Annotated in this window: 11 protein-coding genes and 3 pseudogenes; 7 read left to right on the top strand and 7 right to left on the bottom strand. The window is 36.0% G+C overall.

Translation table 11 applies throughout. The annotated features are described in order from the left end of the window. Positions 1-47: 47 nt before the first annotated feature. Positions 48-848 (bottom strand): LETM1-related biofilm-associated protein, encoded by an 801-nt coding sequence (locus N7U66_RS06410; protein ID WP_267678487.1) that lies wholly within the window; start codon positions 846-848, stop codon positions 48-50. 8 nt (positions 849-856) lie between these two features. Beyond that, positions 857-1,207: a hypothetical protein gene (locus N7U66_RS06405; protein ID WP_267677784.1), complete on the bottom strand. Its 351-nt coding sequence runs from the start codon at positions 1,205-1,207 to the stop codon at positions 857-859. Between the two features lie 186 nt (positions 1,208-1,393). Here N7U66_RS06405 and N7U66_RS06400 point away from each other — a divergent pair, with 186 nt between their 5' ends. From N7U66_RS06400 to N7U66_RS06385, 5 genes are all read left to right on the top strand, one after another. After that, positions 1,394-2,047: a DUF4331 family protein gene (locus tag N7U66_RS06400; protein ID WP_267677783.1), complete on the top strand. Its 654-nt coding sequence runs from the start codon at positions 1,394-1,396 to the stop codon at positions 2,045-2,047. 26 nt (positions 2,048-2,073) lie between these two features. Then, positions 2,074-2,634 (top strand): DUF4331 family protein, encoded by a 561-nt coding sequence (locus N7U66_RS06395; RefSeq protein ID WP_267677782.1) that lies wholly within the window; start codon positions 2,074-2,076, stop codon positions 2,632-2,634. A 78-nt stretch (positions 2,635-2,712) separates the two neighbouring features. Next, the gene (locus N7U66_RS06390) at positions 2,713-3,768 is read left to right on the top strand and encodes a tetratricopeptide repeat protein (RefSeq protein ID WP_313791437.1); all 1,056 of its coding nucleotides are present in this window, start codon (positions 2,713-2,715) and stop codon (positions 3,766-3,768) included. A gap of 29 nt (positions 3,769-3,797) precedes the next feature. After that, the gene (locus N7U66_RS21465) at positions 3,798-3,920 is read left to right on the top strand and encodes a hypothetical protein (RefSeq protein WP_313791436.1); all 123 of its coding nucleotides are present in this window, start codon (positions 3,798-3,800) and stop codon (positions 3,918-3,920) included. Between the two features lie 91 nt (positions 3,921-4,011). Then, positions 4,012-6,261 carry a TonB-dependent receptor gene (locus N7U66_RS06385; RefSeq protein ID WP_267677781.1) on the top strand — a complete coding sequence of 750 codons (2,250 nt, stop codon included), beginning with the start codon at positions 4,012-4,014 and terminating at the stop codon, positions 6,259-6,261. A 538-nt stretch (positions 6,262-6,799) separates the two neighbouring features. On the opposite strand, the gene N7U66_RS06380 is transcribed toward N7U66_RS06385, so the two are convergent. The 4 genes and pseudogenes from N7U66_RS06380 to N7U66_RS06365 all read right to left on the bottom strand — a co-directional run bounded on the left by N7U66_RS06380 (position 6,800) and on the right by N7U66_RS06365 (position 12,116). After that, a complete protein-coding gene (locus N7U66_RS06380) occupies positions 6,800-7,606 on the bottom strand; it encodes an anti-sigma factor (RefSeq protein WP_267677780.1) in 807 nt (268 codons plus the stop codon). Further along, positions 7,606-8,136, bottom strand: coding sequence for an RNA polymerase sigma factor (locus N7U66_RS06375; RefSeq protein ID WP_267677779.1), 531 nt, complete (start codon positions 8,134-8,136; stop codon positions 7,606-7,608). Before N7U66_RS06375 ends, N7U66_RS06380 begins: the two co-directional genes overlap by 1 nt. Positions 8,137-8,157: 21 nt before the next feature. Beyond that, positions 8,158-8,742 (bottom strand): superoxide dismutase family protein, encoded by a 585-nt coding sequence (locus N7U66_RS06370; RefSeq protein WP_267677778.1) that lies wholly within the window; start codon positions 8,740-8,742, stop codon positions 8,158-8,160. Between the two features lie 156 nt (positions 8,743-8,898). Continuing rightward, positions 8,899-12,116, bottom strand: a pseudogene (locus N7U66_RS06365) (WD40/YVTN/BNR-like repeat-containing protein). A 121-nt stretch (positions 12,117-12,237) separates the two neighbouring features. Between N7U66_RS06365 and N7U66_RS06360 the strand changes: the two are divergent. Both N7U66_RS06360 and N7U66_RS06355 read left to right on the top strand, forming a co-directional pair. Continuing rightward, positions 12,238-13,364: pseudogene (locus N7U66_RS06360) on the top strand (vWA domain-containing protein). Positions 13,365-13,516: 152 nt separating this feature from the next. Continuing rightward, a complete protein-coding gene (locus N7U66_RS06355) occupies positions 13,517-14,983 on the top strand; it encodes a magnesium chelatase (RefSeq protein WP_267677777.1) in 1,467 nt (488 codons plus the stop codon). On the opposite strand, the pseudogene N7U66_RS06350 reads toward N7U66_RS06355, so the two are convergent. Continuing rightward, positions 14,980-16,191: pseudogene (locus tag N7U66_RS06350) on the bottom strand (bifunctional alpha/beta hydrolase/OsmC family protein). The gene N7U66_RS06355 and the pseudogene N7U66_RS06350 overlap by 4 nt on opposite strands. Between the last annotated feature and the right edge of the window lie 58 nt (positions 16,192-16,249).

The following is a 16,249-nucleotide window of genomic DNA, read 5'->3' as shown; positions in this document are numbered from 1 at the left end:
AAACACTAGTTTTAATAGACCTGAGTGCTATTTATATTTTCCAAGCGTTACTCTTTATCAATTTTGTTGTCATCAAAAGCAGAAGGCAACAAATTAGGAATTAATTTTATAACAATAGGTAATAAAATAGCACCTCCGGGTAAAATAAAAATAGCTAAACTGGGAATGGTTTTAAAAATATCTAATAAATGTAGTTGTACCTTAGTTTGTTCTTTTTTTGTTAATTCTCGCGTTGTCGCTTGGGTTAATAGAATCATTAACTCTTTACTTTGGGTTAATTCTTTAATAATACGTTTACTATTTCTTTTAATGAGTTTTGAGGCTAATTGGGAAGAGTTAAAGTAGAAATTGCTCAAAGGGTCTGAGGGCTTGAGGAGATGAAAAAGCTTTTTGTTTTCTGCATAAAAATGAGCCATATGCTTTAAAGAGTCGCTAATATTATCTTCAGAGAGGTTCATATCTGTCCCTATAGATCTAATGAAATTGTATTCATAATCTGAGGTAAAGAGGTCTTCCCAAACAGTTAAACAAGCCACATCAAGAAAATACTTTTTTTCTTCAAAGCTAAAATCTGTTTCTATCGCTCTACGATAAAATAGGTTAAAATCTTTCCTGTTAGTCTTTATAAAGGCTACAGACTCTTTAATTTTCTTTAAAATGCCTTTATCTGAAATTAGCTTTTTATTCTTAAAACTTAAAGCATCGTAATTAATATTTACCACCATTGTTTCTATACTTGCAGCATAGGTGTTCACATGATTGGGTGTGTTTAAATACCTTTTAAAAGCAAGAACATCTACAAAAAGCAAAGTGCTTGTAGTTGCTTTATTAAAATTTTTAGTAAGGATATTTTTGTCTACAAAGACTCGGAGTGAATAACACGTTCTAAAATGGAAAAATTATTTTTCCCCATCAATAACTTATCCCAAATCGATAGATCTGCGACCTCCATCTCTTTATAAAAGGCAAGCAATGTATTTACAAAATGGTCAAAGTCTACCGATTTTGTATGGAACCAATGAATATGGTAAAGGGCATCCAACAGGTTCACCTTTATAATTTCATCTTGAGAATACTGGTGCTCATGAATGATATAATGTGGTATAGATTTTAGTACACCATAAATAAAACCATTGGCCCTGAGTTTAAAGTATAAATCATTATAATCATTAAAAACAGGAGCAGTGTTTTTAATAAAGGAGAACATTTTTTTTATCCAGCCATTCGCAGATGGGTTCACAATTATTTTATTTGAGTTATCAAACCAATTGATTTAGTAATAAATTTCAAATGGTTTTTAGTGTTAACAAAATTTTAACAAAACCGCTATTTACTTATTTGCGTAAATATAGGCGAGAACCAAAAAATAATTAACAACAAATCTCAATTTATTATGAAAAAAATCAAAATTTTATTAGGAGCTTCAGCAATTGCGGTTGCCGGTTTCTTTATGGTAGCAGCAGATCACATTGATGCTCCTGCAGTAGCAGGTGGAACAAGTGATATCACAGATTTCTATGCCTTTCAAGGTGAAAACACAAACAATATTGCTTTTGTAGCAAATGTTCAAGGATTATTAAGTCCTACAGCAACGGCCGGTGCAGCATTTGATGAAAATGTTTTAGTAGAAATTAATATTGATACCGATGGAGATTATGTCGAGGATCTAGTATTACAAGCGATTCCTAGAAATGGGAAGATGTATGTTTTCGGACCCGTATCCCCGTCAACTACAGGATTGAATAGTGTTATTCAAACCAGTGCAGTTCAAACTTCAGTAGATATTACGGCCTACGGCTCTCCAGCAGTAACCGCGACAGGAAGCAATGGTGTAATGGTATTTGCGGGTCCAAGAGATGATCCGTTTTTCTTTGACTTTGCACAATACAGTGAAATTATCGCGGGTAATGCACCAGGAGGTTTCAATAATCCTGGATCAGATACTTTTGCCGGGACAAACGTAATGTCTATTGTAATTGAAGTGCCAAAAACGTTAATTGGAGGAACAGGAAACATTAATGCTTGGGTAGAAACGAAGTCTAAATAATAATCAACTTATAAAAATATAGAATCATGAAAAATATAAAAACAATAGTATATGCCTTATTGATCTCTGCGGTAGCATTTAATTGCTCTAATGATGATGATAACTCAACACCAATAGAACCTACTGGAATTAATTTCTCCGGAACTTATACACAAGACGATCAAATGGGAAGGCCTGCTGTTAATACAGTCTTTGTTTCGGCAGCGAGTAAAAATACATTTAACACCACCATTCCATCAGCTCAAGATGCTGCATTTCAAGGTATGTTTGAAACAAATCTTACCGCTTTAAGCCCAGCATTTGCTAATCCTGGAGATCAAAATGCTTTAGGACAAGATGCTGCCGCTTTTACAGGTTTGTTGGCTACCGATGTGTTAAACATATCTTTAGATGGAACCACTACATTTTATGATGGTACCAACGTGTTAACAGGTCGTGCACTTGCAGACGATGTGATTACTGTAGAGTTATTACTCATTTTTGGAGGTGAAGATTTTACTGAGAATCCAGCATTAAGTGATGATCATGTAGATGGTAACGATAAAACATTCTTAACCTCATTTCCATATTTAGCTTCTCCTTTCTAGAAGATTAAATGTAAAGCTAGAGTGTTTTTTTCGAGATGCTCTAGCTTTTTTATTTCCAACAACAAACAAAACAAAACAATGAAAACAACGATATACTCACTTTTGGTGTTACTTCTTTTTGGCTGCACCACTAAAATCGAAAAATTAACTAAAGCTGAAGATTACGAGGTTTTCTTAATCGCTGAAAACACAGCACTAACTCATGCAAAAACAGATCATAGTTTTTGGACAAATAAGTTAGAAAAAACACCTAATCAATTTCCTTACTTAGCGAAATTAGCAGGGACACAAACACAATTATTCAGTACTACAGGTGAGATTAACTATTTAATTCAAGCCGAAAATAGTTTAAAACAACTCAACGAAAAAACAGACTATAACAAATCGTCTTATTTACGGGCCTTAGCTAGAAACTATATTTCTCAGCACCGTTTTAAAGAAGCACTAATTTTATTAGAGAAAGCAGAAATACTTTCTGAAGATTTAGAAAGTACACAAAAGATGTTATTTGATGTACACATGGAATTGGGTAATAATGAGAAGGCAAAATACTATTTAGAACGAATAGTAGATTTAAAGAGTTTTGATTTTTTAATTAGAACAGCAAAATGGAACGACCACAAAGGCAATCTTACAGCTGCCATTAAATATATGGAACAAGCGATGGCAAAAGCGGAAGCTTCGAAAATTAAAAGCACTATGCAATGGGCTTACACAAACATTGCAGATTTTTATGGTCATGATGGCCAAATCCAAAAATCATACGATTATTTTTTAAAAGCATTAGCATTAAACCCTAATGATGCCTACGCTAAAAGGGGTATTGCTTGGATTGTCTATTCATATGAGAACAATCCGGAGGAAGCACTTCGTATTTTAAACAATATTACGACCTCTTATAATGCTCCAGATTATTATTTGTTAAAAGCAGAAATAGCGGAGTATTTGAAAGATGATGAGATGAAAGAATCTTATTTGGAGCTTTACGCAGAGGCCGTTAAAAATAAACAGTATGGTGACATGTATAATGCCTATAATGTTGAGGTATTTGCTGAAAAAAATCCGATTCAGCCATTGCTATTGCAAAGCATGAAATTGAAAACAGAGCTACCGCACAGTCTTACGATTTGTTAGCTTGGTCACAACTGCATAAAGGGAATACTATGGAAGCCTTAGAAATCATGGAGAACCATGTCGTTGATAAAACTTACGAACCAGTAGCGCTTTATCATTTAGCCGAAGTTTATAAAGCCAATAATATTCCGAGAGAAAGTAAAACCACTTAAGGAAGAACTTTTGGGAGCATCTTATGAATTAGGACCTATTATGGCTTTAAAAATAAAACAACTTTAAACAATATTATAACCCAATCTACCAATGAAAACATATAAAAGTTTACGCTATGTAACTTTTATCTTTATCGTTTTCCTAAGTTCGAAAATCAGTACGGCACAACAGTTAAAAGGATTTGTTTACGATACGTATTCACAACCTTTAAATGGTGCATACGTTTATAACTTAAATAGTAAAAATCATGCTCACACCAGTGATAATGGGTATTTTTTGCTAGAAAACAATAAGATAGGAGATACTTTATCCATAGGATTATTAGGATTTAAAAAAACTAAAATAGTACTTTCTCAACAAGACATCACTACGACATTATACGTCGCTCTAGAACGACATATTTTTAAACTTGATGAGCTGGTTTTAAAGCAAGAGAAAAGTGTGTTAAATGCGCTGGTAAAAGTGGATCTTGAAACAAATCCAATTAATTCTTCTCAGGAAATTTTACGAAAAGTTCCTGGATTAATTATAGGTCAGCATGCTGGAGGAGGTAAAGCAGAACAACTATTTCTTCGAGGTTTTGATATCGATCATGGTACCGATATTTCAATAAATGTAGATGGCATACCTGTAAACAATGTGTCGCATGCACATGGGCAAGGTTATAGTGATTTACACTTTTTAATTCCTGAGACCATTAAAAATATAAATTTTGGAAAAGGGCCCTATTATGCTGAAGCCGGAGATTTCACAACAGCTGGCTATGTGGATTTCAAAACGAAGAACAGACTCAATGAGAATACCATAAAATTATCATATGGTCAGTTTAATAGTCTACGCACTTTGGGATTATTCAATTTAATAGATAATGCTAAAAGTGATAATGCCTATATTGGTATTGAGTATATAGAAACCGATGGCCCTTTCAAATCACCACAAAATTTTAATCGCTTAAACCTTTTTGGAAAATATTCAGCTTTTATCAATGAAAACGATAGGGTAGCCGTAACCTTATCTCATTTTAATAGTCGTTGGGATGCTTCCGGTCAAATACCGGAACGATTAGTAAAAAACGGGACGATTGATAGGTTTGGTGCCGTTGACGATACAGAAGGTGGAAATACAAGTAGATCTAACCTAAATGTAGAATATTTTTCAAATCTTAATGAAACGACTTCAATAAAGTCAAATGTGTTTTATTCACATTATGATTTCGAACTGTATTCAAATTTCACATTCTTTTTAGAAGATGCGATTAATGGCGATCAAATTAAGCAAAAAGAGGAGCGCAACATTTTTGGTTTTAATACACAGATTAATACCAAAAAAGCACTAAGTTTTTCAAAATTAGCGACAACTGCAGGGATTGGTTTGCGCTATGATAGCGTAGATGATGTCGAGTTATCACATACCCTAAACAGGAATACCACTTTAGAGTTTATTCAACTTGGCGATATAAACCAAACTAATTTCTTTGGATTTTACAAAGCGGCATTCGATTTTGGAAAATTTAAAATAACACCAGGGTTGCGTTTTGAATATTTTAAATTCTTGTATACAAATACGTTAGCAGAAACCTACGAAACACAATCACAAACCAAGACCGCACTACTTCCAAAACTAGATGTTTTATTTAAACAGAATGACCAGTTGCAATGGTTTTTAAAATCAGGAATTGGTTTTCATTCTAACGATACACGAGTGGTTGTAAACAGGAATGGTGAAGATGTATTACCTAAGGCTTATGGTGTTGATTTGGGTGCCGTTTATAAGCCAATATCAGATTTGGTATTTAATGCAACGGCTTGGTTTTTGCATTTAGATCAGGAATTTGTTTATGTGGGAGATGCAGGAATTGTTGAGCCTAGCGGAAAAACAAGACGTATTGGTTTAGATCTTGGCTTACGCTATCAATTTAGTGATTACCTCTATTTTGATACAGATGCGACACTTACAAAAGCAAGAAGTACTGAGGAAGTTGAGGGGGAAGATTATATTCCGTTAGCACCCATCTTTACGTTTGTTGGTGGCTTAGCGCTAAATGATTATAAAGGGTTTTCAGGCGGAATAAGATATCGTTATTTAGGTGATCGTGCTGCAAACGAAAACTACTCTGTCACTGCTCAAGGTTATTTTATTACTGATTTTAATTTGAATTATGAAATAAACAAGAATATGACTCTTGGGTTTTCCATTGAGAATATTTTTGATACCGAATGGAATGAAACACAGTTTTTAACGGAGTCCAGATTAGCAAATGAAGTGGAATCGGTAGAAGAGATTCATTTTACACCCGGAACACCGTTTAATGCCAAAGCAACGATAACATATAATTTTTAGAAATATGAAACCGATGTTATACTATTTACGTAGGTATATGGAAAGACATAAAACACAAGGATTCATAACCTACAATACTATAATTCTAACGCTATGAATAAGATGGATTTTTGTTTGTTTTTTGTTGGTTGATGAGAAAGTGTCCTGTGTATTTATTTAACTAAATAGGCAGGAGCTTTCCTTGTTTTATAGGAGTTCAAATATGTAAAGTCCATCTTAATGGATGATTAATATTATAAGTGGCGTCTATAAATTTAAGGGGTATAGTATACTATTAAAAAGCTCAGGCCATAAGTCTGAGCTTTTGCTTTTCTAAAAGGCTATAGGTTTTAATTATAGACAGTTGAGCGTATAAATGTGGACTAGAATCCATATTGAATGGGTGACTTTTAACTGGATGTAGGTATTAGAAATAGTTGTTTTTAAGTGTTTTAAGCTTTTTATCAGATGGTTATTTGTTTCGTTTTAACGAGGTCATAAAAAAACTCAGACCATAGTCTGAGTTTTTACATCGTTTTTAAATTTGTTTCTTACTGTTCTATGCGTCAATAACACCTAAAGTGTATAATTGCTCCATAGTAGGCGATGCACTTCCTCCTGCAGGTTCTAAAGTAATACCAAAAGCTTGAGATGCGTTAGCATTTTCTAAACGAAATATTTTATTAGTATCTGTTACAAAATTATCAATGGTACCTAAACTTGTAGGTGTTAATGGATTTAAAGTTAATGACCGAGACCTGGTAGACTTTGCCTTCTGGTGGCTCGGCAAGCCTTGTAGGTCTAAAAAGACCGTGTTATCGCTTTTATCCCAATAAACCTTTGCGTACCCTTCCGGATAAACGGCTTGGCCTGCTAGAGGTACCGTAATAATGTTTTTATCTCTAAAAACATTTAGAATTTGCTTGGTATCTGCTAAATCAGAATTTATATTTTCAATCTGTATTTCTAAGAACTCTTTATCCGTCTCGACCGTTTCAATTTGTGAATTTAATGTTTGATTTTGATTAACCATCCACAATAATCCACCTGCCAAAACAATGGAAGCAGCCCAACCAGTATACGCAAACCAGTTTGATTTTTTAGTATCCATAGAAACCACTTTCGTTTCGTTTGATTTATTATCAAAACCTAAGGCTTCTCTTATACTGTTAAAAATAAATTGAGAGTTTCTAGGTGAAGTCTGTGCGGTTAATTTAACAATTGCCGATTCAATATTTAAAACTTCCTGAAGGACTTCATTATGTTTTAACATCATTTGGTATACTTCCGGATTTTCTTCGTCTGAAAGCGCTCCAGCGACGTAGAGCTCTAAAATTCCGCTATTAATATATTCTTGTGTCTCCATTATTCTAAAACCATTTGTCTTAATTCGCTAATACAATTCCTATTTCTAGTTTTTATTGTACCTATAGGCATGTCTAATTCTTCAGACGCTTCTTTTTGTGTGTACCCTTTAAAGTAAAGAAGTTCAATAACTTTTTTACAATTTTCGGCTAGCTTTGTCACAAACTTCGCAATACCAATGGCATTGGTAGAATCGTCGAGGCTTTCATGCGTAGGCAGTATATCTACGAAATATTCTGCATTAAGGTTTTTAGAACTGTTTTTAAAGCTTTTAGAACGGGTCTTATCTATCGCTGTGTTTCTAGCAATATTAAGAATCCAGGTAAAGAAGCGACCTTTTTGTGCACTGTAAGTATCAGCTTTATTCCAGGCTTTAATAAAAACATCTTGCATTAATTCTTCGGCTATATCATGATCTCTTACGATATTATAAATCACGCCATGCATGCTTTCGCGATACATATTATAAAGTTCTTCAAATGCTTTTTCATCTTTATTCTGAAATTTGACCACTAATGTATCTAACTGCATCTATTATTTTTTAGTAATCGATTATTCAATAATTCCACCACAACTTACACGACTTCCTGCATCTCCACTAGGTTGAGAGGTGAAATCATCAACACCTTGGTGCACAATAACGGCTTTTCCAAGAATGTCTTTGTTTGCATCACCGCAACCAATACACCACTCGTTTGTAGAAAAATTAACTACAGCATAGCCTTTGTCGTCTGCTATGAAGTTTCCAATATCTCCTTTGTGATAACCTGCAGCACTTCCCCATTTTCCATGTGGTTGGTTTGTTGGGTTCCAATGCCCACCTGAAGACTTTCCGTCATCTGAAGAACAGTCTGCTTTTTCGTGTAGGTGTATGGCATGTTCGCCAGGTGTTAATCCTTCTAACATGGCCACCATAGCAACTTCCTCACCTTCTTGCGTGAATACAATATTACCTTTTACAGCACTCTCACTTTTAGCGTTCATGGTTAATTTTACCTTGGCCGTTTTTTCTGTTTCCACCATGGAATCAGTCGTTTCTATTTCGGTACCAGGTTCAACATTATCTTTAGTATTTTTTTTACAGCCCGTCGCAAATAATAAAGCGGAAACACAGGCCAGTAGAACTAATTTTTTCATGTTATCTAATATTTTTGGTTAATGGTGAAAGTTAACGAGATAATTATTCAATTGCAAATACTAAAGGACTTTTAAAAGCCATTATAGATCTGTAATTCCATCTTAATATTTCTATAGGTGCCAATCTTTCAAGTATTGCATTATGATCTTTTCATATTACTCTATTTTAAAAACTTCAATCGCTTTAAAAACAGAAAGGTCTAAGGCTTCCATTTTAGATTGGTAGTTTTTCCAATCCGCTTCATAGAAGGTGTTTATTTTCTTAAATAAATCATCCAACGCTGTTTTTGCAAGATCTATTAAGGTGGTTTCAGTACGCGTGATACCATTTTTTCTTGAACTAACATAGCTAGAAGCCATTCCTATTCTAGAATTTACTGTTGGAATATGGCTGCGTGTAATGCCTTGTCTGTCATCTTCTTTTCCAAAGAAAATATCCTGAATTTCCCCAAGTTTTTTGATAATCTCTTTTGAATCCGTTATCTCTTCCTTGTATTTTTTAGCATCTAACCCTTTTAAATCCTTTTGAAATTTAGACGCTGTTTCTTTGCTTTTAGCCAGTTGTTGCATCGCATCGGCAGCAGTTTGTCTTAGATCTTCAATGCCTTTTAGAGTCGTATAGACCTCTTCCTCATTTTGTTCTGAGACCTCAAGTCGTGGGTCATTTTTAACGACGACCTGTGTTTCTGTTGTTAGATCCCCATAGGTCAACAGGGCACGATAAATGCCTGCTTTTACTTCAACACCGCCTGGTTCTTCTTCCTTCTTCTTGATTTCTTTGGAAGGATAGTCGGCTCCTTTTTCACGTAAACGCCACGTCCATGTATGAATGCCTGTTGAATCTGGTGCTTTCCGTTTTAGGGTACGAATGTGCTTGTCTCCGTTATAGATGTTCATCGTTATTGAATCCCACTTTATTTTGTTTTCGTCTTCCAAAGATCCTTCGTTGTCTTCTATATCTTCCTCTTTTTTATCATCATTGTCTTTCAAGTCTTCCGCTGGTTTTTCAACTTGAATATAATATTGAAGACGCGCCCCATAACCACGATTGTCCCCACTAAAAAGAGCGTCACCGCCAAAACGACTCCCCGTGGCTTGTTGATAGGCCGCTTTGTATGCTGTGGGTGTTGTAAATAGAACTAATTTTTTATTTAAAATAGCAGAGTTAGTCGCAATGTCCCGTAACGGACGAATATCGTCTAGTACCCAAGCTGCACGGCCAAAAGTTCCAATAACTAAGTCGTGTTCACGTGGGTGTATTACTAAATCTTTCACCGGAACGGTAGGAAAGCCTTCGGTCCATTTCGTCCATTTCGCGCCAGCATTAGTAGAGATGTAAAGGCCATCATCGGTACCTAGAAAAAGTAGGTTAGGTGTTTCGAGATCTTCTACAATACAAAGCGCATAACTTTTTACGTCGTTACCATCAACAATACGGTCCCATGTTTTTCCATAATTCTTTGTTCTATAAGCATAAGGCGTGTAGTTGAATCGTCTGTAATCGTTAGCGACCAAAAGCGCTTCTCCTTTATTTTTATTAGAGGCTTTAATTTGTGCAATCCAACTTCCGTGAGGCAGTCCCTCAATATTCTTACCAACATCTGTCCAACTATTTCCTCCATTTTGAGTAATATGCACACGCCCATCATCAGTACCCACCCAAAGCATTTCTTTTTCAATAGGAGAGGGTTCAACCACTAAAATTGTGCAATGGTTTTCTGCTCCTGTGGCATCAATGGTTAATCCACCACTATCTTTTTGTTTTAATTTTTCAGAATCATTGGTGGTTAAATCCGGAGAAATAATGGACCAAGTATCCCCTTTGTCTGTCGATTTATGTACAAATTGACTGCCGAAGTAAATGGTGCTACTATTAAAAGGATCACTATTTATAGCAGCATTCCAATTGAAACGTAATAAAATATCAGCATCAGGAGGGGTGGGCCTTACGCCATAATTATCGCCTGTTTGCCAATCGTAGCGACTCACGTAACCTTGCTGACTCATCGTCCACCCATAACGGGAGTCATCGCGATCTGGAATGACGTCAAAACCATCACCAAAGCTAATCTCTTGCCAATAACTATTTCTAATCCCTTGAGCACGCCAAACATAGGCTGGCCCACGCCAAGAACCATTGTCTTGCATGCCACCATACACATTATATGGGTAGTCATTATCTACATTAATATGATAAAATTGTGCGACAGGTAAATTACCTACAAAGCGCCAAGATTGTCCGCCGTCTTTTGTAATATTCATACCGCCATCATTGCCATCAATCATGAAATTTCCATTTTCAGGATGAATCCACCAGGCATGATGATCTGGGTGTACGCCATTACTTACGCCGTAAGCTGGCATCAACTGCGTAAAATTTTTTCCACCATCTTCACTGACATTGATATAGGTAAAAACCGAATACACGCGATTTTCATTTTGTGGATCTACATAGATTTCAGAATAATAAAAAGGCCGATTTCCAATATCGCTTTTATCATTAATTTTTTTCCAATTAAAACCACCATCGACACTTTTGTATAAGGCATTTTTTTTGGCTTCTACTAAGGCATAGATAATATTGGGTTTATTTCGGCAATAGCCACGCCAATACGTCCTAAATCCCCTTTTGGAAACCCCTCTTTCTCGGTCATTTTTTTCCAAGTATTTCCACCATCATGAGTGATGTGCAAACCGAACCCTTTTCCACCGAATTAAAAAACCAAGGCTCACGTTTATGCTCCCAAAGTGTTGCAATTAATTTGTTTGGGTTCGTGGGATCCATAACCAAATCTGCAGCCCCCGTTTTGTTATTCGCAAATAAGATATTACTCCAGGTAAGACCGCCATCAATGGTTTTATATACCCCACGCTCACTATGTTCCCCCCATGGGCTTCCAATAGCAGCAACATAAATGGTATTTGGATTGGTAGGATCTATAACAATACGGTGGATGTGACGGGTTTTTTCTAAACCCATGGATAACCAGTTTCTCCCACCGTCTAAAGATTTATAAACCCCAAAACCACCATTTAGACTGTTTCAGGATTTCCTTCTCCTGTACCTACCCAAATCACGCTAGGGTTAGATTGTTGGATGGCCACAGCACCAATGGAAGCGGTGACTTCGTTTTCAAAAATAGGATGCCATTTGATACCTCCCGATGTTGATTTCCAAAGACCACCGAGAGGCAGTGCCTACAAACATGATGTCCGGGTTGCTATGCACAGCATCAATGGCTGTTACACGACCGAGACATACCCCCAGGACCTATGTTTCTAGGAGGGTTGTTTTTTAATAAGTTTATGGAAAATTCTTGAGCAGATAGGGTTGCGATACAAAAAAGCAGTAGCAACGAGAAGAGGTATTTCATTCGGTTTCTTTGGATTCAAATTTGATTCAAATCTAAAGGTAGTAAAATCTACCGTTTTTTTCATAAAGACTTGTTAAGATTGGTGTAGAAGACTCTAAAATTATCGTATTTTTATAATCCTATGAAAAATGAAAAACACATACGAAAGGGCTTCGTGTTTAAGCAATATGAAGCGCCCTTTCAATCTCCTTTCGAGAAACTCTTCGATATTTTTAAAGAATTAATTACTCATACTTACGGTGATTTTGATGAAGCCATCGATTGGTTACGAGAGTTGGATAAAGAATACGAATTGACAACACCGGACTACACTATTGATGATTTTATTGAAGACTTGAAAGCCAAGGGCTATATTCGAGAAGAAATTAAGACAGATGGCTCAAAAGGTACTGGTATTACAGCAAAAACAGAACGTGCCATCCGGCAGTCTGCGCTAGATCAAATCTTCGGACAAATTAAAAGAAGTGGTTCGGAAATCATAAAAGTAAGGGTGTTGGCATAGGTGATGAACACACTGGTGATTTCAGAAATTATCAATTTGGGGATAGTTTAGATAAAGTTTCTATGACCGAAAGTCTCCGAAATGCACAGGTAAATCATGGTATTGGAGCGTTTAACTTAACGGAAGAGGATTTGGTGGTTGAGGAAACGACTCATAAATCTCAAATGAGTACGGTGCTCATGATTGATATTAGCCATAGCATGATTTTATATGGGGAAGATCGTATAACACCAGCAAAAAAAGTGGCCATGGCCTTAGCGGAGCTGATTACGACCCGTTATCCAAAAGACACTTTAGATATTTTGGTTTTTGGAAATGATGCTTGGACCATTCAGATTAAAGATTTACCTTATCTAAACGTGGGACCGTATCATACCAATACAGTTGCAGGTTTACAACTAGCTATGGATTTATTACGCCGAAAACGTAATACTAATAAGCAAATTTTTATGATCACCGATGGGAAACCCAGTTGTTTGAGGTTACCCGATGGAACCTATTATAAAGATAGTAACGGCCTTAATCCATACATTACTAATAAATGCTATGCACAAGCACAACAGGCTCGAAGATTGCACATTCCCATAACCACCTTTATGATTGCTCAAGACAACTACCTCATGCAATTTGTAGAAACTTTTACTAAAGCCAATCAAGGCAAGGCATTTTATACAGGCTTAAAAGGGTTGGGAGAGATGATTTTTGAAGATTATGAAACCAATAGGAAGAAACGAATTAAAGGATAAGCATGAGTTAAGAGCAAAGGAGACGTGTTTTTTTCCTTGCTCACATACTAGAAAGAATAAAGACAATAAAGAATAAAGAGAATAGAGAAAAGAAATAAATAAGACACGTGCTGTTTTTTTCTTTATCTAAAATCTCTTCTGAATAAAAGCATATGAAAATAGAAACAATAAAAACCTTAGGTGATTTAAAAAAAGCGGGATACGAAAGCAAATCCATTAAAGATGAGTTAAGAGATAATTTAATAGATAAAATAAAGAACAAGCAAACGACTTTTGAAGGGGTTCACGGTTATGAAAATACGGTGATTCCGGAACTGGAACGCGCGATTTTATCGCGTCATAATATTAATTTTTTAGGCTTACGCGGTCAAGCTAAAACCCGATTAGCACGCTTGATGCTTAATTTATTAGATGAATACATTCCCGTGGTGGAAGGTTCTGAAATTAATGATGATCCTATGCAACCCATTTCACGCTATGCCATTGAATTGATTGAAGAAAAAGGAGAACATACTCCCATTTCATGGCTGCATAGAAGCGAGCGTTTCGCTGAGAAATTAGCAACACCGGATGTTACGGTGGCCGATATTATTGGAGATGTCGATCCTATAAAAGCGGCAAATTTGAAACTCAGTTATGCCGATGATCGTGTGATTCATTATGGTATGATTCCTCGTGCTAACCGCTGTATATTTGTTATTAATGAGTTACCCGATTTACAAGCTAGAATTCAAGTGGCCTTATTTAATATTTTACAGGAAGGAGATATTCAAATTAGAGGCTTTAAATTACGATTGCCTTTAGATATGCAATTTATTTTTACAGCAAATCCTGAAGATTACACCAATAGAGGGAGTATAGTAACCCCATTAAAAGATAGAATAGGCTCGCAGATTTTGACGCATTATCCTATGGATATTGAAACCGCAAAAATGATCACGGCCCAAGAAGCGAAGTTAGATGTAAGACAAAAAGAAATCATTCATGTCCCTGAGCTTGCAAAAGATTTATTAGAGCAAATAGTCTTTGAAGCACGAGAAAGTGATTTTATAGACGAGAAAAGTGGGGTCAGTGCGCGTTTAAGTATTACGGCTTATGAAAATTTATTAAGTACTGCAGAGTTGCGGGCTTTAAAAGGAGGTGATGAAAAAACCACAGTGAGACTGTCAGATTTCTTAGGGATCATCCCTGCGATTACGGGAAAAGTAGAATTGGTTTACGAAGGCGAGCAAGAAGGAGCAGCGCAAGTGGCTTATAATTTAATAGGTGATGCCGTTAAGCATTTGTTTTCCGAGTTTTTCCCAAAGATTGAAAAGTTGAAGAAACAAGAAGATGAAAGCCCATATGATGATGTGGTGTCTTGGTTTTTTAATCATTCTGAAGGGTTTGAATTGTTAGACGACTTTAGAGATAAAGAGTATAAAAGCATGTTGGATGCGGTCTCTCCTTTAGATGATTTACTAGCCGAGCATCAACCAAAATTGTCAAAAGAAGAAAGCTATTTCGTTAAAGAATTTGTGCTATGGGCACTTGTGGAATATAAGCAATTGAGTAAATATAGGTTTACAGAAGGCATTCAGTTTAAAGATCCATATGGCAGTTTTATTAGTGGTATTTAAATAATTTTGGTGATGACTTGAACTGTAGCATGCAGTGTTTTATGTACAGGACATTTATCGGCAATCTGAAGGATTCTTTCTATTTGTTTACCGTCTAAAGGTCCTGTTAACTTAATCTCACGATGGAACGTATCAATTTTTGCCGTATTCGTTTCGCAGTGTTCACAATCTATTGCATGTACTTTACTATAACTGGTATGGACTTCAACATTTTCTAGATTCCATGCTTTACGTTTAGCATACATCCGGATCGTCATAGCGGTGCATGCTGAAAGACCAGCAGATACGAAATCATAGGGAGAAGGGCCAAAGTCGTTGCCTCCATAACTTACAGGTTCATCTGCGGTCATAGAATGCTGACCAACTTTCATGAGTGTTGTAAACCCATCAGCGGCATCCAAACTCGCAATGACTTGGTGTGTGGTGGATATTTCTTCGCTTTTTTGGAAATTAACATAACGTTTAGCCCAATTAGAAATAATGGTTCCCACATAGTGAGAGTCTTCTTTTCGAAGGAGTAAATGATCAGCGCCGTCTAAAGACACGAAACTTTTTGGATGATGCGCAGCACTATAAAGTTCTTCCGCATTTTTTATTGCTACTATCCTATCTTGAGGGGAATGCATTATTAATAATGCTTGGCCCAAGTTTTTTGTCACTTCAGTTAACGATTGATTTTCTATATCCTCTAAAAATTGTTTTTTTATAGTAAACGGTCGACCTCCTAAGTTCACGGTTGCTTTACCAATAACATTAATATCATCAATGCTGCTCTGAAGTAAATGCTTAACATGTTCGGATTCGAAGGTGCGCCAATAGTGGCAACAGTTCTAATAGATTCTATTTGAGACGCGGCAAATAGAGACGCGGTACCCCCTAAAGAATGACCAACAAGCAGTGTAGGAGCAGTGTAATTTTTCTTTAAAAATTGTGCAGCACTTATTAAATCTTCAATGTTTCCGAGAAAAATTGGTGTTTTCAAAATCACCATCACTCTCACCTAATCCCGTAAAATCGAAGCGCAGTACTCCAAAGCCATTTGCGGTTAATGCCCGACTTATATTTTTAACGGCAGAAAGGTTTTTAGTGCAGGTGAAGCAATGCGCAAAAATAGCATAGTTATGAGGGTGCTGGTTTATTGGTAGTTCTAGTCGCCCAACCAATGTTTGATTTTCCGAGTTTAGAAAAGATATTTTTTGAATATTCATAAATTTTAAATAAGCGCTATTTATATGTATAACATTGCAATCTTGTGGTCTTCAATTC

The sequence above is a fragment of the Lacinutrix neustonica genome (assembly GCF_026625145.1).
Lineage (GTDB): Bacteria > Bacteroidota > Bacteroidia > Flavobacteriales > Flavobacteriaceae > Lacinutrix > Lacinutrix neustonica.
The sequence above is the reverse complement of the archived record's forward strand: the minus strand, read 5'-3'. Positions and strand labels throughout refer to the sequence as shown.